This window comes from Streptomyces sp. NBC_00273, from assembly GCF_036178145.1.
Lineage (GTDB): Bacteria > Actinomycetota > Actinomycetes > Streptomycetales > Streptomycetaceae > Streptomyces.
The window spans coordinates 3295428-3317535 of sequence record NZ_CP108067.1 but is presented as its reverse complement, the minus strand read 5'-3'; the positions used below and the strand labels follow the sequence as shown (position 1 = coordinate 3317535).

Sequence of the window (22108 nt, the reverse complement as noted above, 5' to 3'; positions counted from 1 at the left end):
CCCGAGGACCCGCGATGCCAGATCCGCACCAGTCCACCCCGATCACGGAGACCCAGCCGCTGTCTCCCGACCGGCCCGCCCCGCTGCCGCCGGGGCCTGGGCCGGCCCCAGCGGCAGCGGGTCCGGCCCAGGCGCTGCCGCACCCGCTCCCGGACCACGAGGAGGCCGCCGCCCCGGTGCAGCCGTCACCGCCGCCCGGCACCGCGGCGCCGCTGCGGGAGGCCGCGGAGCCCCCGTCCCCGACGCCGCCCCGGTCCGACGCCCCCGAGGCACAGGGCTCGGGGGCCGCGGTCAGCCCGACGACCCGGCCCGTACCCGCCGAGGACGCACCCACCCCGCCCCCGGCCGGCACGCCACCCCACGCCGATGGGGCCACGGCCGAACACCCGCAGCCTCGCCCGGGTGGCGCCCCCGGAGCACCGGCCGAGCAGCTCCCCCCGGTGGCGGCCGCGTCCGTCACCGGGACCGGCGCCGGGGCGACGGCCACGGTGCCGCGGCAGAAGGACGGCACGCCCCGGCCCCGCTCCGGATGGACGAGCCCCCTCCGGCTGGAGCCGACCACACTGCCCGACCTCCTCAACCACCCCGACCCGGCCGTCGCCGCCGAGGCCGCGGCCGTGGAGAACCTGCTCCGCTGCTGGGTCCGCGAATCCGGTCTCGGCCGCCCCGACGGCCCGGCCGGCACCCCCCTGCGCATCCCCCTTCCCGCTTCCGGTACCGCCCTGCTCGTCCCGGTCCGCCACTGGTCCCACGCCGGCTGGCACCGATTCGGTGCGGTCCGACTCGAAGGCACGACCGCTGCCGCGCCCTCCCTCGACGCCGTCACCATCGCCGCGCTCATCGCCCGTGAAGGCACGAGCGGTGGTCGAGGCGCCGCCGACCTCGTCGGCCGGGTTGCCGACTCGGTGCGCCGCACCGCCGAATTCATCGCCGACCGGCGGGAACGCCCCGCCGCCCCGGCCCCCATTGGCGGGGACCGATTCCTCACCGCCGAGCAGGCGCTCCTCCTCGGTCACCCCCTCCAGCCGGACCCGAAGAGCCGTGAAGGACTCTCCGAGGCCGAGGTACGCCGCTACTCACCCGAACTCCACGGCTCCTTCCCCTTGCACTGGTTCGCGGTCGAACCCGCGGCTCTCGCGAGCGAATCGGCCTGGACCGAGAGCGGCCGCCCCGTCTCCGCCCCACAACTCCTCGGCCGACTCGCCCCCGGGCTCCCGCTGCCGGGCGGCACCACCCCCCTTCCCCTACACCCCTGGCAGGCCCATGACCTGCTCCGGCGCCCCGCCGTCTCCGCCCTCCTTGACGCGGGACTTCTGCACGACCTCGGCCCGCACGGCGAGCCCTGGTACCCCACCTCCTCCGTCCGCACCGTCCACCGCCCGGGCGCCCCCGCGATGCTCAAGCTCTCCCTGGGCCTGCGCATCACCAACTCCCGCCGCGAGAACCTCCGCAAGGAACTCCACCGCGGTGTCGAGGTACACCGGCTGCTCCGCACCGGCCTCGCCGAGCAGTGGCAGGCGTCCCACCCCGCTTTCGACATCGTCCGCGACCCCGCCTGGGTCGCCGTGGACGCCCCGGACGGAACCCCCGTGCCCGGACTCGACGCCCTGCTGCGCCACAACCCCTTCCGTTCTGGCGACGACCCGGTCTGCATCGCCGCACTCACCGCCCCCCGCCCGTGGCCCGGCCGGACCACCATGAGCTCCCGCCTCGCCGAACTCGTCACCGGACTCGCCACCGCCACCGGCCACACCACGTCGGCCGTCGCCGCCGAGTGGTTCCTGCGCTACCTCGACCACGTGGTGCTGCCGGTCCTCGCCTTCGATGCGCTCGCCGGTATCGCCCTCGAAGCGCACCAACAGAACACCCTGGTGCTCCTCGACCCGGCCGGCTGGCCGATCGGCGGCCGCTACCGCGACAACCAGGGCTACTACTTCCGCGAATCTCGCCGCGCGGAACTGGAGCACCGGCTCCCCGGCATCGGCAGCGCCAGCGACACCTTCGTGTCCGACGCCGTCACCGACGAACGCTTCGCCTACTACCTCGGCATCAACAACGTGCTCGGCCTCATCGGCGCCTTCGGATCCCAGCGGCTCGCGGACGAACGGGTCCTCCTCGCCGCCTTCCGCCGTTTCCTCGCCAAGGCCGCCGGACTCGGCCCGCTCCCCGCACGGCTGCTCGACTCGCCCACCCTGCGCTGCAAGGCGAATCTGCTCACCCGCCTGGGCGGCCTCGACGAGCTGGTCGGCCCCGTCGACACACAGTCCGTCTACGTCACCATCACCAACCCCCTTCACGATTGACGCGTCGGCGCCGACGCGGAGAAGAGCCCCCGATGCCCTCCACCGACACTTCAGCCCCAGCTCCAGCCGCGCGCTCCGCCCACGACCCACGCACCGCCACCGGCGTCGTCGAAGTCGCCGGCGGAAGGCGCGCACAACGCCTCAACGCGGAGCTGTTGCCCTTGCTCGCCGAGGCCGACCTGCTCGATTCCCCCGCCATCTGGGGCAGCGTCACCACACCCGCCGGAGCATTCCGCCTCGAACCCGTGCGACCCGGCCGTGACCTGGAGCTACTCACCGGCTGGATGAACGATCCCGAGGTGGCCGCCTACTGGGAGCTTGCGGGCCCCGCCGCGGTCACCGCCGCCCACCTGCGGGTCCAGCTCGACGGCGACGGCCACAGCATCCCTTGCCTCGGCCTCCTCGACGGCACGCCGATGAGTTACTGGGAGATCTACCGGGCCGACCTCGACCCGCTCTCCGGGCACTACCCGGCGCGCCCCCACGACATGGGTATCCACCTGCTCATCGGAGACGGCACGAACCGCGGCCGCGGACTGGGAACAGCTCTGCTGCGTGCCGTCGCCGACCTGGTCCTCGGCAACCGTCCCCGCTGCACACGCGTCCTCGCGGAACCGGACATCCGCAACACCCCCTCCGTATCAGCCTTCCTGAACTCCGGTTTCCGCTGCTCCGCGGAAATCGACCTTCCCGAGAAGCGGGCCGCCCTGATGATCCGGGAGCGGGTACTGCGCAATCTCCTCTGAGTGCCGCCCCGCAAACCCCGACCGTCGTCGGCAGCTCCGCACCTCTCCCTTCGATAACTCTGCGTAGCCAAGCAAAGTTCCCGACCTACGAGGAGTCACGTGCCGAACATCCCCGCAGCCCCCCACGCGGCCGAACCAGCCGTGCCGCCGTCGCCCCAGCACCCCTGCACGCCGCCCGAACTCAACCGCGGGACCTGGGACTTCGCCGCTCGCCGGCTGCTCGCCAAGATGCTCGGCGAGTTCGCCTACGAGGAGATCATCCGTCCCGCCCCCGCCCCCGCCCCCGCCCCCGCACCGGCGGCCGCCGGGGACGCCTGGACCCTGACCCTCGACGACGGCAGCAGCCTCGGCTTCCGCGCCCGCCGAGGCTCGTACGGCAGCTGGCACGTCACCCCGGACACGATCACCCTGACCCCACCGGCACCGGCACCGGCACCGGCACCGGCACCGCCCTCGCCGCCCTCACCTGCCGCGCCGGCCGGCCTCGGGAGCCCGACCGCCTTCGGAGACCCGTACGCCTTCCTCATCCGGGCCCGCACCCTCCTCGGCCTCGACGGACCCACCCTCGGTCACCTCGTCCGCGAGCTCAGCGCCACCCTCACCGCCGACGCCCGGCTCGACCACACCGCACTCACCGCCGACGTCCTCGCCGACCTCGACTACGCCGCCCTCGAAGGCCATCAGACCGGCCACCCCTGGCTCGTCCCCAACAAGGGCCGCATCGGACTCTCCGCCTCCGACACCGCCGCATGGGCCCCCGAGGCGCGCACCCGCCAGCGGCTGCCCTGGCTCGCCGCCCACACCTCGCTCGCCGCCTACCGCGGGACCGCCGGCCTGGAGGACCCCGCCCACCTCTACACCGCCGAGCTCGACCCGGTCACCCGGGCCGCCTTCGACCGGTCCCTGCGCGACCGCGGCCTCGATCCGCTCCACTACCTCTACCTCCCGGTCCACCCCTGGCAGTGGGACGAGGTCGTCCTCCCCCTCTTCGCCCCGGCGCTCGCCTCCGGCGCCCTGGTACCGCTCCCCGCCGATCCCGACCTGCGTCTCCCGCAACAGTCCGTCCGCACCTTCCTCAACCTCAGCCGGCCCGACCGGCACAGCGTCAAACTCCCGCTCTCCGTCTTCAACACCATGGTCTGGCGCGGACTGCCCTGCGACCTCGCGCTCGCGGCCCCGGCCGTTACCGCCTGGATCCACTCCCTCCGCGACGGCGACCCCTTCCTCAGCGACGAGTGCCGGGTCGTCCTGCTCGGCGAGGTCGCCTCCGTCACCGTCCGCCATCCCGTCTACGACGCGCTCCCCGAGGTCCCGTACCAGTACAAGGAGCTCCTCGGCGCGATCTGGCGCGAGCCCCTCACCGGTCTGCTGGCACCCGGCGAGCGCGCCCGCACGCTCGCCGCCCTCCTCCACACCGACCCGCGCGGCCGGTCCTTCACCGCCGAGCTCGTGGCCCGGTCCGGTCTGACCCCCACGGTCTGGCTCCAGCGCCTCTTCGCCGCCCTCCTGCCCCCGCTGCTCCACTTCCTCTACCGCTACGGCACCGTCTTCTCCCCGCACGGCGAGAACACCATCGTGATCTTCGACGAGCACGACGTCCCGGTCCGGCTCGCGGTCAAGGACTTCGTGGACGACGTCAACATCACCGACGAACCGCTGCCCGAGCTCGCGTCCCTGCCCGACGAGGTCCGAGCGGTCCTGCTCACCGAGCCCGCCGACTTCCTGCCCCAGTTCATCCACTCCGGGCTGTTCGTCGGCGTCTTCCGCTACCTCTCGGCCCTGTGCGAGGACGGGCTCGGCGTCCCGGAGAGCACGTTCTGGTCCCTCGTACGGGCGGAGATCCTGCGCCACCAGGCCCGCTTCCCCGAGCTCAAGGACCGCTACGAGCTCTTCGACCTGCTCGGCGAGCGCATCGGGCGGCTCTGCCTGAACCGGAACCGGCTCTACGAAGACGGCTACCGCGATCGGCCCGACCGTCCGCACGCCGTGCAGCACGGCACCGTACCGAACCCCCTGTACCGGCCATGATTGCTCGCCGATGCGCTCGCTGTCAGTGCGGCCCCGTAGGGTTGGCAGTGCTATGACGAAGCCCTCCCTCCCCGACCTGCTGCACGCTGCCGTCTCCGCCGTCGGCGGCACGGAGCGCCCCGGCCAGGTGGCCATGGCCGAAGCCGTTGCCGAAGCGATCGACGACAACTCCCACCGGCTGATCCAGGCCGGTACCGGCACCGGTAAGTCCCTCGGCTATTTGGTGCCGGCCCTCGCGCACGGTGAGCGCGTGGTCGTCGCCACGGCGACCCTCGCCCTCCAGCGGCAGCTCGTCGAGCGCGATCTGCCCCGGACGGTGGAGGCGCTGCATCCGCAGCTGCGCCGCCGCCCTCAGTTCGCCATGCTCAAGGGCCGGTCCAACTACCTGTGCCTGCACCGCCTGCACGAGGGCGCTCCGCAGGACGAGGAGGACGGACTCTTCGACCAGTTCGAGGCGGCCGCGCCCACCAGCAAGCTCGGCCAGGACCTGCTGCGCATGCGCGACTGGGCGGACGAGACGGAGACCGGCGACCGCGACGACCTGACCCCGGGTGTTTCGGACAAGGCCTGGTCTCAGATCTCCGTCTCCTCCCGCGAGTGCCTGGGCGCGACGAAGTGCGCGTACGGCGCCGAGTGCTTCGCGGAGGCTGCGCGTGAGCGGGCCAAGCTCGCGGACGTGGTCGTCACCAACCACGCCCTGCTCGCCATCGACGCCATCGAGGGCGCCCCCGTGCTGCCGCAGCACGAGTTGCTGATCGTGGACGAGGCCCACGAGCTGGTCTCCCGGGTGACCGGGGTCGCCACCGGCGAGCTCACCCCGGGCCAGGTCAACCGGGCCGTGAAGCGTGCCGCCAAGCTGGTCGACGAGAAGACCGCGGACGCCCTGCAGACCGCCTCCGAAACCTTCGAGCGGGTCATGGAGCTGGCGCTCCCGGGGCGGCTGGAGCAGATCCCCGAGGACCTCGGCTACGCGCTGATGTCCCTGCGGGACGCCTCGCGCAACGTGATCTCGGCGATCGGCGCGACCCGGGACAAGTCCGTCCACGACGAGGATGCGGTGCGCAAGCAGGCACTGGCCGCGGTGGAGAGCATCCACGGGGTGGCGGAGCGGATCACCAACGGCTCCGAGTACGACGTGGTCTGGTACGAGCGCCACGACCGCTTCGGCGCCACCCTCCGCGTCGCCCCCCTGTCGGTGTCCGGCCTGTTGCGCGAGAAGCTGTTCGAGGACCGCTCCGTGGTCCTGACCTCCGCCACCCTCAAGCTGGGCGGTGACTTCAACGGGGTCGCGGCCTCCCTGGGCCTGTCCCCCGAGGGGGTCGAGGGCGACGACGTACCCGTCTGGCGCGGCCTCGACGTCGGCTCGCCCTTCGACTACCCCAAGCAGGGCATCCTCTACGTCGCCAAGCACCTGGCCACGCCGGGCCGCGAGGGAACGCGTGGCGACATGATGGACGAGCTCGCCGAGCTGATCGAGGCGGCCGGTGGCCGCACCCTCGGTCTCTTCTCCTCCATGCGCGGCGCCAAGGCGGCCGCCGAAGAGCTGCGCGGCCGGCTCGACAACCCGATCCTGCTCCAGGGCGAGGAGACCCTCGGCGAGCTGATCAAGTCCTTCGCCGCCGACCCGAAGACCTGCCTGTTCGGGACGCTCTCGCTCTGGCAGGGCGTGGACGTGCCCGGGCCCAGCTGCCAGCTCGTGGTCATGGACCGGATCCCCTTCCCGCGCCCCGACGACCCGCTGATGAGCGCCCGCCAGAAGTCGGTCGAGGAGCACGGCGGCAACGGCTTCATGGCCGTGGCGGCCACGCATGCCGCGCTGCTGATGGCGCAGGGTGCGGGCCGTCTCGTACGGGCCTCGGGTGACCGGGGCGTCGTCGCGGTCCTGGACCCCCGGTTGGCGACGGCCCGGTACGGGAGCTTCCTGCGCGCGACGCTGCCGGACTTCTGGTACACCACGGACCGCAACCAGGTACGCCGCTCGCTCGCCGCGATCGACGCTGCCGCTCATGCTGACGGCAAGTAGTTCTCGCGGTCGGCCGCAGAGAACAGAACAACCCCCGGAACCGGCGCAGTGGGTCCCGGGGGCTGAATGGGGGCGGCGGGGTCAGACCCGACGCAGTACCGCGACGACCTTGCCGAGGATCGTCGCCTCGTCGCCGGGAATCGGCTGGTAGGCGGCGTTGTGCGGGAGGAGCCAGACGTGGCCGTCCTCGCGCTTGAAGCGCTTGACCGTGGCCTCGCCGTCGAGCATCGCGGCGACGATGTCACCGTTCTCCGCGACCGGCTGGCGACGGACCGTGACCCAGTCGCCGTCACAGATGGCGGCCTCGATCATCGAGTCGCCGACGACCTTGAGGACGAAGAGCTCGCCGTCGCCGACCAGCTGGCGGGGGAGCGGGAAGACGTCCTCGACCGACTCCTCGGCGAGGATCGGGCCGCCGGCCGCGATCCGGCCGACCAGGGGAACGTAGGAGGCGGCGGGCTTGCCGGTGGTGTCCGTGGGCTGCGAGCTGGGCTGGTCGGAGCCGCGCACCTCGTAGGCCCGGGGGCGGTGCGGGTCACGGCGCAGGAAGCCCTTGCGCTCCAGGGCCATCAGCTGGTGTGCGACCGACGAGGTGCTGGACAGGCCGACCGCCTGGCCGATCTCCCGCATCGACGGCGGGTAACCCCGCCGCTGCACGGAGTCGCGAATGACCTCGATGACCCTCCGCTGCCGGTCCGTGAGCCCGGAGCTGTCGGCGCGGATGCCTGGAGGTCGACCTGGCAGCGAGCGTGCGGGGCGTACTGCGGGCTCCGCATCCGGGTTCAGGTTTGCGTCGTTCATGGCATGCACCGGCTCGAGTCGGCTCTGGGAGCGGTTCTGGGCGGTAATGGCGGCACTGTCTGCGGTGGTGGTCACGTCGGCCCCTCTCGAAATGTTCTCCCTAGCTGGACAACGGTAGTAGCTTTCGAAAGGTTGCGCCAAACACACGTTCGAGTGAAAAATCGCAGATCGTCCTGCGTGGGCATATCAAGGGGTGTATGGACGATCGGTTCGCCGAACGCGGGTTCGGACCGGCATTCGCCGCCTACGGTACCGTTCCCGGTCGGATCGCCGCCTTTCGGGCTGCCCCCAGTGTGGCATCGGAGGGTCGTGCGTCCGCCCATCGGACGCCGCGACACGCAGAGCCGTGTAAATCCGCCACAACCCAAGATCTAGTGGTTGGATGAGCGCGGCCACCCAGAGGTTGTGGTCCTCGGGTCTTCCGAGGGCCCCGGCATCGCATATGCTGGTGGCTGCTTCACGAGCCCCCGACGGAGTCCGACTCCGTCGTTCAGGGGCTCCGTGGGGTGATTCGGTCGTGCCAAATGGGAGGGTGAGGGAACCATGCACTGCCCCTTCTGCAGGCACCCCGACAGTCGCGTCGTCGACAGCCGCACCACGGACGACGGCACGTCGATCCGCAGGCGCCGTCAGTGCCCCGACTGCTCCCGTCGATTCACGACGGTGGAGACGGCCTCGCTGATGGTGATCAAGCGCAGCGGGGTGACCGAACCCTTCAGTCGGACCAAGGTCATCTCCGGCGTGCGCAAGGCGTGCCAGGGGCGGCCGGTCACCGAGGACGCCCTCGCCAAGCTCGGCCAGCGGGTCGAGGAGGCGCTGCGCGCCACCGGGAGTGCCGAGCTGACCACCCACGACGTGGGTCTGGCGATACTCGGCCCGTTGCAGGAACTCGACCTGGTCGCGTACCTGCGCTTCGCTTCCGTTTACAAAGCTTTCGACACCCTTGAAGACTTCGAGACCGCCATCGCGGAACTCCGCGTGTCGCGGTCTCATCCTGAAGAGTGCGAGCTCGGTGGGACCGCCCAGGTCCCCGTGCCCGCCTCCGCCGCCGACTGATCGGGCCATCCGTGCCGCGGCGCTCACGCGTCGTGACGCGGCCGGTCGGCCAGGCGAAGAGACGTAGATACAAGACACAGCACTGTGCCGCGGAATATCGATGGCACTTTAGGGCGTTTTTGCCCGCATATGGGAGGAAGCGGCATGACAGAGACGGCGAGCAGCTCGGCACGTGGTTCCCGCGCCAAGGGGACCAAGGCTGCCAAGGGCGGCCTGCGTATCGAGCGCATCCACACCACCCCGGGCGTGCACCCTTACGACGAGGTGAGCTGGGAGCGCCGTGACGTCGTCATGACCAACTGGCGCGACGGCTCGGTCAACTTCGAGCAGCGCGGTGTCGAGTTCCCCGACTTCTGGTCGGTGAACGCGGTCAACATCGTCACCAGCAAGTACTTCCGCGGCGCGGTCGGCACTCCGCAGCGAGAGACCGGTCTGAAGCAGCTGATCGACCGGATCGTGAAGACGTACACGAAGGCCGGCGAGGACTTCGACTACTTCTCGTCTCCCGCCGACGCGGAGATCTTCGAGCACGAGCTGACCTACGCCCTCCTGCACCAGATCTTCAGCTTCAACTCCCCGGTGTGGTTCAACGTCGGTACGCCCCAGCCGCAGCAGGTCTCCGCTTGCTTCATCCTGGCCGTCGACGACTCCATGGAGTCGATCCTCGACTGGTACAAGGAAGAGGGCATGATCTTCAAGGGCGGCTCCGGTGCCGGCCTGAACCTCTCCCGCATCCGCTCCTCCAAGGAGCTCCTCTCCTCCGGCGGCAACGCCTCCGGCCCGGTCTCCTTCATGCGCGGCGCCGACGCGTCCGCCGGAACGATCAAGTCGGGCGGCGCCACCCGCCGCGCGGCCAAGATGGTCGTCCTGGACGTGGACCACCCGGACGTCGAGGCCTTCATCGAGACCAAGGTGAAGGAGGAGGAGAAGATCCGCGCCCTGCGCGACGCGGGCTTCGACATGGACCTGGGCGGCGACGACATCACGTCCGTCCAGTACCAGAACGCCAACAACTCCGTCCGCGTGAACGACGAGTTCATGACGGCCGTCGAGAACGGCACCGAGTTCGGCCTGCGTGCCCGCATGACCGGTGAGGTCATCGAGAAGGTCGACGCCAAGGCGCTCTTCCGCAAGCTCGCCGAGGCCGCGTGGGCCTGTGCCGACCCGGGCATCCAGTACGACGGCGTGATCAACAACTGGCACACCTGCCCCGAGTCCGGCCGCATCACCGCGTCGAACCCGTGCAGCGAGTACATGCACCTGGACAACACGTCCTGCAACCTCGCCTCGCTCAACCTGATGAAGTTCCTGAACGACGACGGCAAGGGCAACCAGTCCTTCGACGCCGAGCGCTTCGCCAAGGTCGTCGAGCTCGTCATCACCGCGATGGACATCTCCATCTGCTTCGCGGACTTCCCGACGCAGAAGATCGGCGACAACACCCGCGCCTTCCGTCAGCTGGGCATCGGCTACGCCAACCTCGGCGCCCTGCTGATGGCCACCGGCCACGCGTACGACTCCGACGGCGGCCGTACCCTCGCCGCGTCGATCACCTCGCTGATGACCGGCACCGCGTACAAGCGTTCCGCCGAGCTGGCCGCCATCGTCGGCCCCTACGACGGCTACGCCCGCAACGCCGAGTCCCACAAGCGCGTCATGAAGCAGCACGCCGACGCCAACGCCGTCGCGCCGCGCACCGAGGACCTGGACAACAGCATCTGGGCCGCGGCCACCGAGGCCTGGCAGGACGTCCTGCGCCTCGGCGAGAAGAACGGCTTCCGCAACTCCCAGGCCTCCGTCCTCGCGCCGACCGGCACCATCGGTCTCGCGATGTCCTGCGACACCACCGGTGTCGAGCCGGACCTGGCCCTGGTCAAGTTCAAGAAGCTCGTCGGCGGCGGCTCGATGCAGATCGTCAACGGCACCGTCCCGCAGGCCCTGCGCCGCCTGGGCTACCAGGAGGAGCAGGTCGAGGCGATCGTCTCCCACATCGCCGAGCACGGCGTGGTCGTCGACGCCCCGGGCCTGAAGGCCGAGCACTACTCGGTGTTCGACTGCGCCATGGGCGAGCGCTCCATCTCCGCGATGGGTCACGTCCGCATGATGGCCGCGATCCAGCCCTGGATCTCCGGCGCGATCTCGAAGACGGTCAACATGCCGGAGACGGCGACCGTCGAGGAGATCGAGGAGATCTACTTCGAGGCGTGGAAGATGGGCGTCAAGGCGCTCGCGATCTACCGCGACAACTGCAAGGTCGGCCAGCCCCTCTCCGCCAAGAAGAAGGAGCAGGAGAAGGAGGAGGTCACCGCCAAGACGGAGGAGACCATCCGCGCCACCGTCGAGAAGGTCATCGAGTACCGCCCCGTCCGCAAGCGCCTTCCCAAGGGCCGCCCGGGCATCACCACCTCCTTCACGGTCGGTGGCGCCGAGGGTTACATGACGGCGAACTCCTACCCGGACGACGGTCTGGGCGAGGTCTTCCTGAAGATGTCCAAGCAGGGCTCGACCCTCGCGGGCATGATGGACGCCTTCTCGATCGCCGTCTCGGTCGGTCTGCAGTACGGCGTTCCGCTGGAGACCTACGTCTCGAAGTTCACCAACATGCGCTTCGAGCCGGCCGGCATGACGGACGACCCGGACGTGCGGATGGCGCAGTCGATCGTCGACTACATCTTCCGTCGTCTGGCGCTGGACTTCCTGCCCTTCGAGACCCGCTCGGCCCTCGGCATCCACACCGCCGAGGAGCGCCAGCGTCACCTGGACACCGGCTCCTACGAGCCGCTCGAGGACGAGCTGGACACCGAGTCCCTGATGCAGGCGACCCCGCTGGCCGCGGTCCCGTCCGCCCCGAAGCCGGTCGCGGCCGTCTCGGTTCCGGCCCCGAAGACGGCGCACAGCAGCGCCGAACTGGTCGAGATGCAGCTCGGCGTCTCCGCCGACGCGCCGCTCTGCTTCTCCTGCGGTACGAAGATGCAGCGCGCCGGCTCCTGCTACATCTGCGAGGGCTGCGGCTCGACGAGCGGCTGCAGCTGAAACCGGGCGGGATCGCACCCGTTACAACCTTGAGCATCTGCTGCTGAGGGTGCTGATCTGCACGTGAGAGAGGGTGCCGACCACGGGTCGGCACCCTCTCGGCGTTGTGGACCTACTCTTTGGTGCTCCTGCTCAGGGGGCTTTCCCAGCCTCCGCCGTGGCCCGGGCCCGGGCCTGCTCGATCTCGTTGATGTGGGTCTCCGTCCACTGACGGAGCGCGGTGATCGGCCCCGCGAGGCTGCGGCCGAGCTCCGTCAGGTCGTATTCGACCCGGGGCGGGACGGTGGGAAACACGGTGCGGGCGACGAACCCGTCGGCTTCGAGGCCGCGCAGGGTCTGGGTGAGCATCTTCTGTGACACGCCCTCGATGCGCCGACTCAATTCGGTGTACCTCAGGGTGCCTTCGAGGAGGGCGTCCACGACGAGAATGGTCCACTTGCCGGAGATGTGATCGAGGACCTGGCGGGTCGGGCACTTCGCGGAGTAGACGTCGGCCGGCAGCCCGGACGATTCCACAGTGGTCTTCATGCGGGGAGAGTAACGCACTAAATAGTGCCCTCTTCCTGATGGAGAGTGACTCTCCAATAGTGAGTGGCATGACGAGTCCCGCGATGTCCGTCGCAGAAGCGATCCGCACCCGCCGCACCGTCCGCCACTACCTGCCCGTCCCGATTCCGGAGGCCACGCTCGACGCGCTTCTCGGTCTTGCCGTTGAGGCTCCCACCAGCTGGAACCTGCAGGACCGGTCCATCGTCGTGGTATCCACGGACGAGGGCCGTGCGGGGCTGGCATGGGCCACGGGGGGCCAGCCCCAGCCGCAAGAAGCCCCGGTCGTACTGGTCTTCGTCGCCGAGCCCCAATCGTGGCGTGATGACCGCAGCGACGTCTACGAGCAGGCGCGGCGCAGCGGAGCGTGGAACGACGAGTTCGTCGCGATGTTCTCCGCCGCGTCACGGGTGTTCCAGGAAGATCTCGACCAGCGGGGTTTGCTGCGGGAGTACGCGGTCAAGGACGCCATGATCGCGGCATCGTTCGTGATGCTTGCCGCGACGGAGATGGGCCTGGCGACTTCGCCCATGAACGGTTGGGACGAGGCGAAGGTGAAGAAGGTGATCGGGATCGATGGCCGTGACGACCTGGCCATCGCCCTGTTGGTGTCGGTCGGCCATCCGGCGCAGGAACAGCGCCATCCAGGTCGGCGTGCCCGGGAGCGCACCGTCTTCCGCGAATCGTACGGAGCCGGCGGAGCGGGGGATGTCGCACGCCGGGAATAGCTGCCCTGCACCCCTGCCATGACGCCCTGTTGGGCGTGGGCGAGCCGTTCAAGTGGGGTGTTCGCGGTGACGCGGACACCCCACCGCGCGTTTCACCGCCGCCGCGCGGGCCGCCGTCGAACCCGGCATCGGGTCAGTGGGGGATGCGGCGGGACGGACGGGTGACCAGGTCCTCGCGGAACTCGGCGATCCGGGAGTGGACCTGGCGCATCAGGTGGGTGTCCTCGATGCGGTCCAGGTAGAGGCAGCGCGCGGCGAGCCCCGGCAGGTCGAAGGCGAAGCACAGCGACATCAGCGGGTTCACGAAGAGCTCGCTGCCCCGCGTGCGGCTGGTGAACTGCACGTCGCCGAAAGAACCCCGGACGGCCGCGGCGATCGAGCCGTTCACGATGCTGGGCCGGTCCGGGGTCTGCTCCTGGGCGTGGGCCACCGCGTCCAGGAAGAGAGCGCCCTCCCTGGTGGCACGCGGTAGGGAGAACGCGCCGAGGTAGGCGCCGGCGCGCTCCAGCGCCGCGATGTTCTCCAGCACCAAGCCGTGACTGACCCCGTGATACGCGTCCACACCGAAACCCACCGATATGACGAGGCGCTGGGGTACGTCCTCCAGCGCGGCCAGTGCAGCGACGCTGGTGAGGTCCTCCTCGGGCGTGCCGAGGCCCGCTTCGTCGCCCCGCATCAGGATGTCCGTGCCGCCGTCGACCAGGACGACCGCGTCGATGTGGTGGAGGTCGATCAGCTCGCGGTAGGCGGCGCGCAGCGGCTGCACCCCGGTCTGGGGGAAGGCGTACACGACGGCCGGGTATCCGTGCGCCTCCAGCCACTGGGCCAGGGTCCGTTCGGGGAAGTAGGACAGGTGGGGCGCGGAGTCGGGGGTGACGGCGGCCAGGTCGGGGGCCACCCACGCCTCGGAGGGCAGCCCGGCGAGCGTGCTGAAGGAGAGGTTCGCGAGGTGGACCCGTTTGCCCTGGTGCATGAGGGACAGGGCCACGGGGAGGCCGGCGTAGATGTCGAAGCCGCCGCCCGCACCGGTGACCAGGATGTTTTCGGCGTCGGCGAGGCGGTCGAAAAACGGGTTGGAGTGCAGGGCCGTCATGGTGATCATTGTGCGGGGTGCGTAGGGCAACGCGCCTGCGAATTCTCGGCAGTGCGATGGCCGACGAGGCGGGGCAACGGGGAGATGGTCAGTGATGTGGAGCGGTGACGAGCTGGACCTGGACGCGTATCTGGAGCGGATCGGATATCAGTCGGACCGGGGGTCGTCCGGGGAACTCCGTCCGGACCTCCGCACGTTGTACGCAGTGCACCGCGCCCACACCGCCGCCATCACCTTCGAGAGCCTGGACGTCCTGCTCGGCCGCCCCGTCGCGCTGGACCTCAAGTCGATCGAGGACAAACTCGTGCACAGCCGCCGCGGCGGCTACTGCTACGAGCAGAACTCGCTGCTGGCCGCCGCCCTGGAGCGGATCGGCTTCGAGGTCTCCGGGCGCGGTGCCCGCACCCGCACCCGCGGGGACTCCGTCCTCGCGGTGACGCACGCCGTCCTCGTCGTCACCGTCGAGGGTGAACGGTGGCTGTGCGACGTCGGGTTCGGGTTCCAGGGGCCTCGGGAGCCGGTGCCGCTGGGACGGCCGGGCGCCGACGTGCAGCAGGGTGAGTGGACGTACCGCGTCCGTGAGGAGCAGGACGGCGTCCTGGCGCTGTGCCTGCTGCGCGGAGACACCTGGCGAGACCTGTACGCCTTCTCCCCGCAGCACTACCACCCCGTCGACTACGTCGTACTCAACCACTACAGCTCCAGCCACCCTTCCTCTTCCTTTGCCGGGCGGTTGATCGTCCAGCGCCCGGGAGACGGCGTCCGCCGGGCGCTCGTCGGGCGGGAACTCACCCGGCTGCACCCCGACGGCCGCGCCGATGAGGAGATCGTCGGCCCGGACGAGCTGCTCGCAGTGCTCGACCAGGAGTTCGGGCTTCGGTTGCCCGAGCGGGACGCGGCAGAACTGGTGCGGATCCACCGCGCCGAGGACTGACCGGGGCCGCGCCTGGCCCGTACGATGGCGCCGTGCTGGTCAAGTGGATTCGCTGCACGGTGACGGACCGACGCGGGTTCGAGCGCGGGCAGCGAAAATGGGCGGGGCTGCCGGGTGAGCCGGGATTCCGGGGGCAGGGCGGCGGCTGGAGCCGGGGCCGGCAGGGGGTCGCGCATGTCTTCGCATTCTGGGAGAGCCGGTCCTTCTACGACTCCTTCATGGCCCGCTCCCACGACCGGCTGGCCGCCTCCCAGAACGGCACCTACACCGATCTGCGGGTCACGCTCTTCGACCATCGCTTCGACGTGAAGACCGGCTTCGAGCCGCGCTTCACCGATGCCGACGTCGTGCGGGTCGCGCACACGCGGGTCCGGGAGGGCCGGGTCGACCACTTCGCCCTCATGCAGGAGAAGGTGTGGAATCCGGCCATGGCGGGCTCGCCCGGCATGGTCCGGGGCCTCTTCGGCGAGGCCCCGGGGCGGGAGTTCCTGGTCCTCTCGATGTGGCACGCCGCCGCCGAGCACGGCAAGTACCGGCAGGAGCGGGTCGAGAGGCTCTCCCTCCGTGCCCAGATCCAGGCCGATGTCGAGGCCCTCACCGGCGATGTCGTCGACCTCGAACCCTCCTGGACGGTATGACCGTACGATGACCGCCGGGGGTCGACCGGCGTGCCCGGTCGGCGGGCCGCCCCGAGGCCGAATAGGGTCGTGGGATGGTTCGACCACGGCGCATCGTCCTTGTCCGACACGGGGAATCGGAGGGGAACGCCGACGACTCGGTGTACGAGAGGGAACCCGACCACGCCCTGCGGCTGACCCCTACCGGGCGCGAGCAGGCGGCGGCGGCAGGCGTCCGGCTGCGCGAGCTCTTCGGCACCGAGACGATCAGCGCGTACGTCTCTCCGTACCGCCGCACGCTGCAGACCTTCCGGGAGCTCCGGCTGGACCCGACGCGGGTGCGGATGCGCGAGGAGCCGCGCCTGCGCGAGCAGGACTGGGGGAACTGGCAGGACCAGAACGACGTACGGCTGCAGAAGGCGTACCGGGACGCGTACGGACACTTCTTCTACCGGTTCGCGCAGGGCGAGTCGGGGGCCGACGTGTACGACAGGGTCGGATCCTTCCTGGAAAGCCTCTACCGCAGCTTCGAGGCACCCGACCATCCCGAGAACGTACTGCTGGTGACGCACGGGTTGACGATGCGGCTGTTCTGCATGCGCTGGTTCCACTGGTCCGTGGCCGAATTCGAAGCCCTCTCCAATCCGGGCAACGGCGAATTCCGGGCGCTCCTGCTCGGCCCGGACCGCCGGTACCGGTTGGACCGCCCGTTTGAGCGGTGGACCACACCCGAGCCTTATGACCTGGACGGCTAGAGTGGCCCGCGATGACGCCTGATTCCACTCCCGAACGGCGCTACGCGCGCGCCATGGCCAGCCTCCGAGGGCTGGCGCTGGGTGACGCCCTGGGCTCCCAGTACTTCGTCCCCGTGAACTATCCGCTGCTCAAGCGGCGCGAGCTGCCCACCGGCGCCGAGGCGTGGCAGTGGACCGACGACACCGAGATGGCCTGCTCGGTGGTGGCCGTGCTGGCCGACCACGGGCGGATCGACCAGGACGCGCTCGCGAGTTCCTTCGCCCATCACCACGACTTCGACCGTGGTTACGGGCCCGCGGTGAACCGGATGCTGCGTCTGGTGCGGGAGGGGCAGGACTGGCGCACGCTGGCCGCCGAACTGTTCAACGGGCAGGGCTCGTGGGGCAACGGCGCCGCGATGCGCATCGCACCGCTCGGTGCCTGGTACGCCGACGATCCGGAGCAGGCCACCCACCAGGCGGAGATCTCCGCCTACACCACCCACCAGCACCGTGAGGCCGTGTGCGGGGCGATGGCCGTCGCAGCTGCTGCGGCACTGGCCGCGGGCACCGACGGCCCGCCGAAGGCCTCCGACCTGTTGGACGGGGTGATCGCACTGGTGCCGCGCAGCGCGGTGGGCGCGGGGCTGCGGCGCGCGCGGGACATGCTCGACTACGGCGACGCCACCACGGTCGCGGCGGTCCTGGGCTGCGGGCGGCGCACGAGCGCCCACGACACCGTGCCGTTCGCCCTGTGGTCGGCGGCGCGGGCGCTGGACGACTACGAGGGGGCGTTCTGGACCACCGCGCAGGTGGGCGGGGACGTCGATACGACCTGCGCGATCGTCGGCGGGGTGCTGGGGGCGCGCGGGGACGCCGTGCTGCCGGCCGCGTGGCTGGCGCGTACCGAGGCACTGCCGGCCTGGCTCCCGGAGGTCGCCGCGGGCTGAGGCCCGTGGACGGATCCGACCGCGCCGGGGAGTAGGCGCGGTGCATCACCTCGGGCGCGTTCCGAGACTTCGATCCGTCCAGTGCCTTCGATCCGTCCAACGCCTTGGACGCGTCCGGCTCCTTGGGTGCGTTCGGCGTGTGGTGAACATCCCCCTCCGATTGTCACGGTCCTGCCACAGCACTCTTTTGATCCTGTTCAAAACTGCATCGCATCGGCCTACCCTGTCCGCATCGCCGCCCCAACCTGAACTCCGGGGCGGCCGACAGGGGAGGGAACCCGATGTCAGAGAACACCGGCGGGGCGAACGAGGCCCGGACCGACGATGCGGTCAACACAGAAGCCACGGCTGGGGATTCGCCCGAGAGGCCCCTTCCGGCCGGCGGCAGACACACCGGCGTCGCCGGCCCACCGCCGTGGGCGCAGGCCGGCGCAGTGCCCGGGAACCCCTGGCAGGTGCAGCAACGCTCGGCCACGCCCTCCTGGGTCACGCTGGTGCGCCCCGCCGAGGCCGCTCCCATCCGGACCGCGACCCTCGTCGCCGTCCTCGCCTCCGGTCTCGCCACCGCGCTGCTGCTCGGCGACGGCATGGGCCCCGGCCTGCTGCTCGCGGTGGTGCCCGCCGTCGTCGCGGCGTACGTCGCCGCCCGCGCGGCCCGCCGCAGCGCCCGGCCCTGGACCGTTGCCTGGGTGATCGGCTGTCTCGCCCTGCTCGCCGTACCGGCCCTGCGCGACTCCGCCTGGCCGGCCACGCTGGCGATCCTGTCCGCCGTCCTGCTGGGCGCGCTCGCCCTGCACGGCAGTCGCACCTGGCCGGGCGTCCTGCTCAGCCCGCTCGGGTTCCTCGACGCCGCCGTGTCCGGGATCGGCTGGCTGGTGACCGGGCTGCGCTCGCGCGGCGGGGTCAGCAAGGACCGCTGGCTGCCCGTCGTCAAGGCGACCGTCGTGGCCGTCGTGCTGCTGCTGCTCTTCGGCGCGCTGTTCGCCTCCGCCGACGCGGCCTTCGCCGATCTGCTGGGCGACCTGCTGCCCGACGTGTCGGTCGAGGACGGGCCCGTCCGGTTCATGCTCTTCCTCCTCGGCGCCGTCCTCGCGCTCGCCGCGGCCCGCACTGCCGCGGCTCCGCTGCGCTGGGACCGGATCAAGGTGGCCCCGGGCAAGCCGCGCTCCCGCGTCGAATGGGCCCTTCCGCTGATCGTGCTCAACCTGCTCTTCGCCGGCTTCAACGCCGTCCAGTTGGCGGTCCTGTTCGGCGGCTACGACAAGGTCCTGCGGAGCACCGGGCTCACCTACGCCGAGTACGCCCGTCAGGGCTTCTGGCAGCTGCTCTGGGCCACCCTGCTCACCCTCGCCGTGATCGCGCTCGCCCTGCGCTGGGCCCCGCGCTCCGGAGCGGGCGACCGTCGCTTCGTCCGCGTCGTCCTCGGGGTGCTGTGCGCGCTGACGCTCGTCGTCGTCGCCGCCGCGTTGCGCCGGATGGACCTGTACGTGGAGGCGTACGGGCTGACCAGGCTGCGCGTGTCGGTGGCCGCGATGGAACTGTGGCTCGGGCTGGTCATCGTACTGATCATGGCGGCCGGGCTGTTCGGCGGACGCTGGCTGGCGCGCGCGTTCGCGGGCAGTGCGGCCGCGGCCGTCCTGGCCTTCGGACTGCTCTCCCCGGACGGGATGGTCGCCGAGCGGAACGTGGCACGCTTCGAGGCGGACGCGAAGATCGACCTTTTTTACTTCCAGTCCCTGTCGGCGGACGCCGTTCCCGCCCTCGACCGGCTGCCCGAGCCGCAGCGGTCCTGCGCCCTGCACGGGATCAACGACGAAATGGCCAAGGCCGGGGACGTGCCCTGGTACGCGATGAGCCTGGGCGAGTACCAGGCCCGGCAGATCCTGCGCGAGCGTCCGGTGACCGCCTCGTACGAGGTCTGCTCGCGCCTCGGTTCCTTCGGCAGCCGCGTCGAGTACTAGGCCGTCCCTGTCGACCTGGTCGGCCCGCGGAGGTTCACGGGAGGTTCCCGGGAGTTCGGGGAGTCCGGGGAGTCCGGGGAGGACTCGTACGGGGCCGGGCGTGGGGATCGCTTCCCGCGCCCGGCCCCGACGCCGTACGGAAGACCTCGTTCAGGCGGCCGGACCGGCCTTCGCGGCAGCGCCGGCCAGGGCCTCCAGGTCGCTCTTGCGCACCCTGATCACCAGCAGGGCGGTGGCCAGGGCCAGGCCCGCCATGGCGACGGCGGCGTAGAACGCGGTGGAGATGCCGTGGGCGAGGACCAGGTCGCCCCAGGGGTCGGGCAGGAAACCGGTCTCCTTGAAGGCCGCGATCTGTTCGGGGTCCGCCTGCGCCATGAAGGACGGGACCTGCTTTGCGGCCTCGTCACGACTGGCCGTACCGAAGACCGTGACCAGGATGGACAGGCCGAGCGAGCCGCCGACCTGCTGACTGGCGTTGAGCAGTCCTGAGGCCGCACCCGCCTCCTTCGGCGCCACGCCGGAGACGGCGGTGAGGGTGAGGGTCACGAAGTTGAGGCCCATGCCGAAGCCGAACAGCAGCATCGGCCCGAGCACTCCGGAGACGTAGGAGCTGTCGGTCCGGATGAAGGTCAGCCAGGCCAGCCCGGTCCCGGTGAGCGCGGACCCGAGGACCATGAACGGCTTGGGGCCGAAGCGCGGCAGGAAGCGCTGCGAGAGGCCGGCGGCGGTGATGATGGCGACCGTCACGGGCAGGAAGCCGAGTCCGGACTGGATCGGGGAGAAGCCCAGTACGTTCTGCACGAACTGGACGATGAAGAAGAACATGCCGAACATCGCGGCGGCGAGACCGAGCATGATCACGTAGGTGCCGGTGCGGTTGCGGTCGGCGAACATGCGCAGCGGGATGATCGGCTCGCGGGCCTTCGACTCGATGACGACGAAGAGCGCGAGCAGGACCAGGGCCGCGGCGAACGAGCCGAGGGTGATCGCGTCGCGCCAACCCTTCTCCGCGGCGCTGATGAACCCGTACACGAGCGAGGCCATGCCGCCGGTGGAGGTGAGGGCTCCGGCGATGTCGAAGCGGCCGGGGTGGCGCTCGGACTCGGTGATGTAGAGCGGGGTGAGGACCGCGATCAGCACGCCGATCGGCACGTTGACGAAGAGGACCCAGCGCCAGTCGAGCCACTCGGTCAGCATGCCGCCGGCGAGCAGGCCGATCGCGCCGCCGCCTGCGGAGACGGCGGCGAACACTCCGAACGCCCGGTTCCGCTCGGGGCCTTCGGGGAAGGTCGTGGTGATCAGGGCGAGCGAGGTCGGCGAGGCGATCGCACCGCCGACCCCCTGCAGGGCACGGGCCGCGAGCAGCTGCCAGGGCTCCTGGGCGAAGCCGCCGAGCAGGGAGGCCAAGGTGAAGAGCAGGATTCCGGTCAGGAACACGCGGCGCCGGCCCAGGATGTCGCCCGCCCGGCCGCCGAGCAGCAGCAGGCCGCCGAAGGTGAGGGTGTAGGCGCTGAGCACCCACGAGAGGTCTGTGGTGGTGAAGTCGAGGGCGCTCTGGATGTGCGGGAGTGCGATGTTCACGATCGTCGCGTCGAGGACGACCATGAGCTGGCACGCGGCGATGACGGCGAGCGCCACTCCGGGGCGCCCCTCCCGGCGTGCCGCGCCCGGTATCCGAGGTGTGGCGAGTTGAGAGCTTGTCACTGAGGATCCCCCCCAAAGTGAAATAGTGAACGCATTCGTTCACTGCGGGTCCACGGTAGGAGTCGCGCCTTAGTGAACGCAAGCGTTCACTAAGGCTGAAAACGTGTGCGTCGAACGCGCAAGCCGGTCGGAGGTGGGGAGATGGTGGGTTCGCGCTGGTCAGCGGCGTCGCCGGGGCGTAGGCGGGGTCCAGAGCTCGAACGGGCGATTCTCGACGCCGCGTTGGAGCAGCTGAGTACGGTCGGCTGGAACGCGCTCACCATGGAGGGCGTCGCGTCCGGCGCGCACACCGGCAAGGCGGCGCTCTACCGCCGCTGGCCGTCGAAGGCGGACCTGGTGGCCGATGCGCTGCGTCGCGGCCTACCGCGGATCGGTGACATTCCCGACTGTGGTTCGATCCGAGAGGACCTCTATCTGCTGTGTGTGAGCACGCGGGACGTCATGCACTCGCGCGCCGGGCAGGCTCTGCGGTCGGTGCTTCACGAATGCGATCACGTGCATGCCGATCGGTTTCACGGAGTCATCTGGTCCGGTCTGCACGAGCCGGCCCAGCGGCTGATCAGGGAGCTTGTGGAGCGCGGAATCGCGCGGGGTGACGTGCGGCCGGACGCGACTGGTCCGTTTGTCGTGGATGTCATTCCGGCGATGCTGATGTACCGCGCCAAGGTGTGCGGAAGCGAATGGGAGGATGCGGACGTCGCGGCGCTGATCGACGAGGTGATGGTGCCGTTGCTCAGGGCGTGAGACGTGGCGGGGGCGGCGCGGGGCGCGCGGAGCGGGGTTCGCGTCCGATCTCGGGCGGGTCGGACCGGGGCGGGGGTGTGCAGTGGGCTCGGGGCGGCGTAACCTTG

General features: G+C 70.6%; 17 protein-coding genes. 13 read left to right on the top strand and 4 right to left on the bottom strand.

Annotated features, from left to right (window positions below; genetic code table 11):
- Positions 1 to 14 precede the first annotated feature (14 nt).
- From OG386_RS13845 to OG386_RS13830, 4 genes are all read left to right on the top strand, one after another.
- On the top strand, positions 15 to 2303 hold the full coding sequence (locus OG386_RS13845) for an IucA/IucC family protein (RefSeq protein ID WP_328788432.1): 2289 nt from the start codon (positions 15 to 17) through the stop codon (positions 2301 to 2303).
- 32 nt (positions 2304 to 2335) lie between these two features.
- A complete protein-coding gene (locus OG386_RS13840) occupies positions 2336 to 3049 on the top strand; it encodes a GNAT family N-acetyltransferase (RefSeq protein ID WP_328788431.1) in 714 nt (237 codons plus the stop codon).
- A gap of 99 nt (positions 3050 to 3148) precedes the next feature.
- Positions 3149 to 5077, top strand: a complete 1929-nt coding sequence (locus OG386_RS13835) for an IucA/IucC family protein (protein WP_328788429.1) — start codon at positions 3149 to 3151, stop codon at positions 5075 to 5077.
- 52 nt (positions 5078 to 5129) lie between these two features.
- Complete coding sequence (locus OG386_RS13830; RefSeq protein ID WP_328788428.1) at positions 5130 to 7100, top strand: ATP-dependent DNA helicase; 1971 nt, start codon at positions 5130 to 5132, stop codon at positions 7098 to 7100.
- A gap of 81 nt (positions 7101 to 7181) precedes the next feature.
- On the opposite strand, the gene lexA is transcribed toward OG386_RS13830, so the two are convergent.
- Positions 7182 to 7976, bottom strand: coding sequence for a transcriptional repressor LexA (gene lexA, locus OG386_RS13825; protein WP_150259859.1), 795 nt, complete (start codon positions 7974 to 7976; stop codon positions 7182 to 7184).
- A gap of 468 nt (positions 7977 to 8444) precedes the next feature.
- Between lexA and nrdR the strand changes: the two genes are divergently transcribed.
- Positions 8445 to 8957 (top strand): transcriptional regulator NrdR, encoded by a 513-nt coding sequence (nrdR, locus tag OG386_RS13820; RefSeq protein ID WP_030008840.1) that lies wholly within the window; start codon positions 8445 to 8447, stop codon positions 8955 to 8957.
- A gap of 144 nt (positions 8958 to 9101) precedes the next feature.
- Positions 9102 to 11990 (top strand): vitamin B12-dependent ribonucleotide reductase, encoded by a 2889-nt coding sequence (locus OG386_RS13815; RefSeq protein WP_328788427.1) that lies wholly within the window; start codon positions 9102 to 9104, stop codon positions 11988 to 11990.
- A gap of 132 nt (positions 11991 to 12122) precedes the next feature.
- On the opposite strand, the gene OG386_RS13810 is transcribed toward OG386_RS13815, so the two are convergent.
- Entirely contained in the window at positions 12123 to 12518 is a 396-nt protein-coding gene (locus OG386_RS13810; protein ID WP_328788426.1) for a winged helix-turn-helix transcriptional regulator, read from the bottom strand.
- An 83-nt stretch (positions 12519 to 12601) separates the two neighbouring features.
- Here OG386_RS13810 and OG386_RS13805 point away from each other — a divergent pair, with 83 nt between their 5' ends.
- Positions 12602 to 13264, top strand: a complete 663-nt coding sequence (locus OG386_RS13805; RefSeq protein ID WP_328788425.1) for a nitroreductase family protein — start codon at positions 12602 to 12604, stop codon at positions 13262 to 13264.
- Positions 13265 to 13397: 133 nt separating this feature from the next.
- Here the strand turns inward: OG386_RS13805 and OG386_RS13800 are convergent, their stop codons facing one another.
- Positions 13398 to 14357 carry a DUF1152 domain-containing protein gene (locus tag OG386_RS13800; protein ID WP_328788424.1) on the bottom strand — a complete coding sequence of 320 codons (960 nt, stop codon included), beginning with the start codon at positions 14355 to 14357 and terminating at the stop codon, positions 13398 to 13400.
- A gap of 94 nt (positions 14358 to 14451) precedes the next feature.
- Here OG386_RS13800 and OG386_RS13795 point away from each other — a divergent pair, with 94 nt between their 5' ends.
- From OG386_RS13795 to OG386_RS13775, 5 genes are all read left to right on the top strand, one after another.
- Entirely contained in the window at positions 14452 to 15291 is an 840-nt protein-coding gene (locus OG386_RS13795; RefSeq protein WP_328788423.1) for an arylamine N-acetyltransferase family protein, read from the top strand.
- A 32-nt stretch (positions 15292 to 15323) separates the two neighbouring features.
- Positions 15324 to 15929 (top strand): YdbC family protein, encoded by a 606-nt coding sequence (locus OG386_RS13790; protein ID WP_030008846.1) that lies wholly within the window; start codon positions 15324 to 15326, stop codon positions 15927 to 15929.
- 74 nt (positions 15930 to 16003) lie between these two features.
- Complete coding sequence (locus OG386_RS13785) at positions 16004 to 16663, top strand: histidine phosphatase family protein (protein WP_328788422.1); 660 nt, start codon at positions 16004 to 16006, stop codon at positions 16661 to 16663.
- A gap of 11 nt (positions 16664 to 16674) precedes the next feature.
- Positions 16675 to 17592, top strand: coding sequence for an ADP-ribosylglycohydrolase family protein (locus OG386_RS13780; RefSeq protein ID WP_328788421.1), 918 nt, complete (start codon positions 16675 to 16677; stop codon positions 17590 to 17592).
- Positions 17593 to 17873: 281 nt separating this feature from the next.
- Positions 17874 to 19553, top strand: coding sequence for a DUF4153 domain-containing protein (locus tag OG386_RS13775; protein WP_328788420.1), 1680 nt, complete (start codon positions 17874 to 17876; stop codon positions 19551 to 19553).
- A 150-nt stretch (positions 19554 to 19703) separates the two neighbouring features.
- Here the strand turns inward: OG386_RS13775 and OG386_RS13770 are convergent, their stop codons facing one another.
- On the bottom strand, positions 19704 to 21257 hold the full coding sequence (locus OG386_RS13770) for an MFS transporter (protein WP_328788419.1): 1554 nt from the start codon (positions 21255 to 21257) through the stop codon (positions 19704 to 19706).
- 141 nt (positions 21258 to 21398) lie between these two features.
- Here OG386_RS13770 and OG386_RS13765 point away from each other — a divergent pair, with 141 nt between their 5' ends.
- A complete protein-coding gene (locus OG386_RS13765) occupies positions 21399 to 22001 on the top strand; it encodes a TetR/AcrR family transcriptional regulator (RefSeq protein ID WP_328788418.1) in 603 nt (200 codons plus the stop codon).
- The last annotated feature ends 107 nt before the right edge of the window (positions 22002 to 22108 follow it).

What these genes read in the sequence shown, in the direction of transcription:
- OG386_RS13785 (WP_328788422.1), top strand. Translation starts at nt 16,004, where the DNA reads ATGGTTCGACCACGGCGCATCGTCCTTGTCCGACACGGGGAATCGGAG.
- OG386_RS13805 (WP_328788425.1), top strand. Translation starts at nt 12,602, where the DNA reads ATGTCCGTCGCAGAAGCGATCCGCACCCGCCGCACCGTCCGCCACTAC.
- OG386_RS13765 (WP_328788418.1), top strand. Translation starts at nt 21,399, where the DNA reads ATGGTGGGTTCGCGCTGGTCAGCGGCGTCGCCGGGGCGTAGGCGGGGT.
- OG386_RS13815 (WP_328788427.1), top strand. Translation starts at nt 9,102, where the DNA reads ATGACAGAGACGGCGAGCAGCTCGGCACGTGGTTCCCGCGCCAAGGGG.
- OG386_RS13780 (WP_328788421.1), top strand. Translation starts at nt 16,675, where the DNA reads ATGACGCCTGATTCCACTCCCGAACGGCGCTACGCGCGCGCCATGGCC.
- nrdR (WP_030008840.1), top strand. Translation starts at nt 8,445, where the DNA reads ATGCACTGCCCCTTCTGCAGGCACCCCGACAGTCGCGTCGTCGACAGC.
- OG386_RS13830 (WP_328788428.1), top strand. Translation starts at nt 5,130, where the DNA reads ATGACGAAGCCCTCCCTCCCCGACCTGCTGCACGCTGCCGTCTCCGCC.
- OG386_RS13795 (WP_328788423.1), top strand. Translation starts at nt 14,452, where the DNA reads ATGTGGAGCGGTGACGAGCTGGACCTGGACGCGTATCTGGAGCGGATC.
- OG386_RS13840 (WP_328788431.1), top strand. Translation starts at nt 2,336, where the DNA reads ATGCCCTCCACCGACACTTCAGCCCCAGCTCCAGCCGCGCGCTCCGCC.
- OG386_RS13845 (WP_328788432.1), top strand. Translation starts at nt 15, where the DNA reads ATGCCAGATCCGCACCAGTCCACCCCGATCACGGAGACCCAGCCGCTG.
- OG386_RS13810 (WP_328788426.1), bottom strand. Translation starts at nt 12,518, where the DNA reads ATGAAGACCACTGTGGAATCGTCCGGGCTGCCGGCCGACGTCTACTCC.
- OG386_RS13775 (WP_328788420.1), top strand. Translation starts at nt 17,874, where the DNA reads ATGTCAGAGAACACCGGCGGGGCGAACGAGGCCCGGACCGACGATGCG.
- OG386_RS13800 (WP_328788424.1), bottom strand. Translation starts at nt 14,357, where the DNA reads ATGACGGCCCTGCACTCCAACCCGTTTTTCGACCGCCTCGCCGACGCC.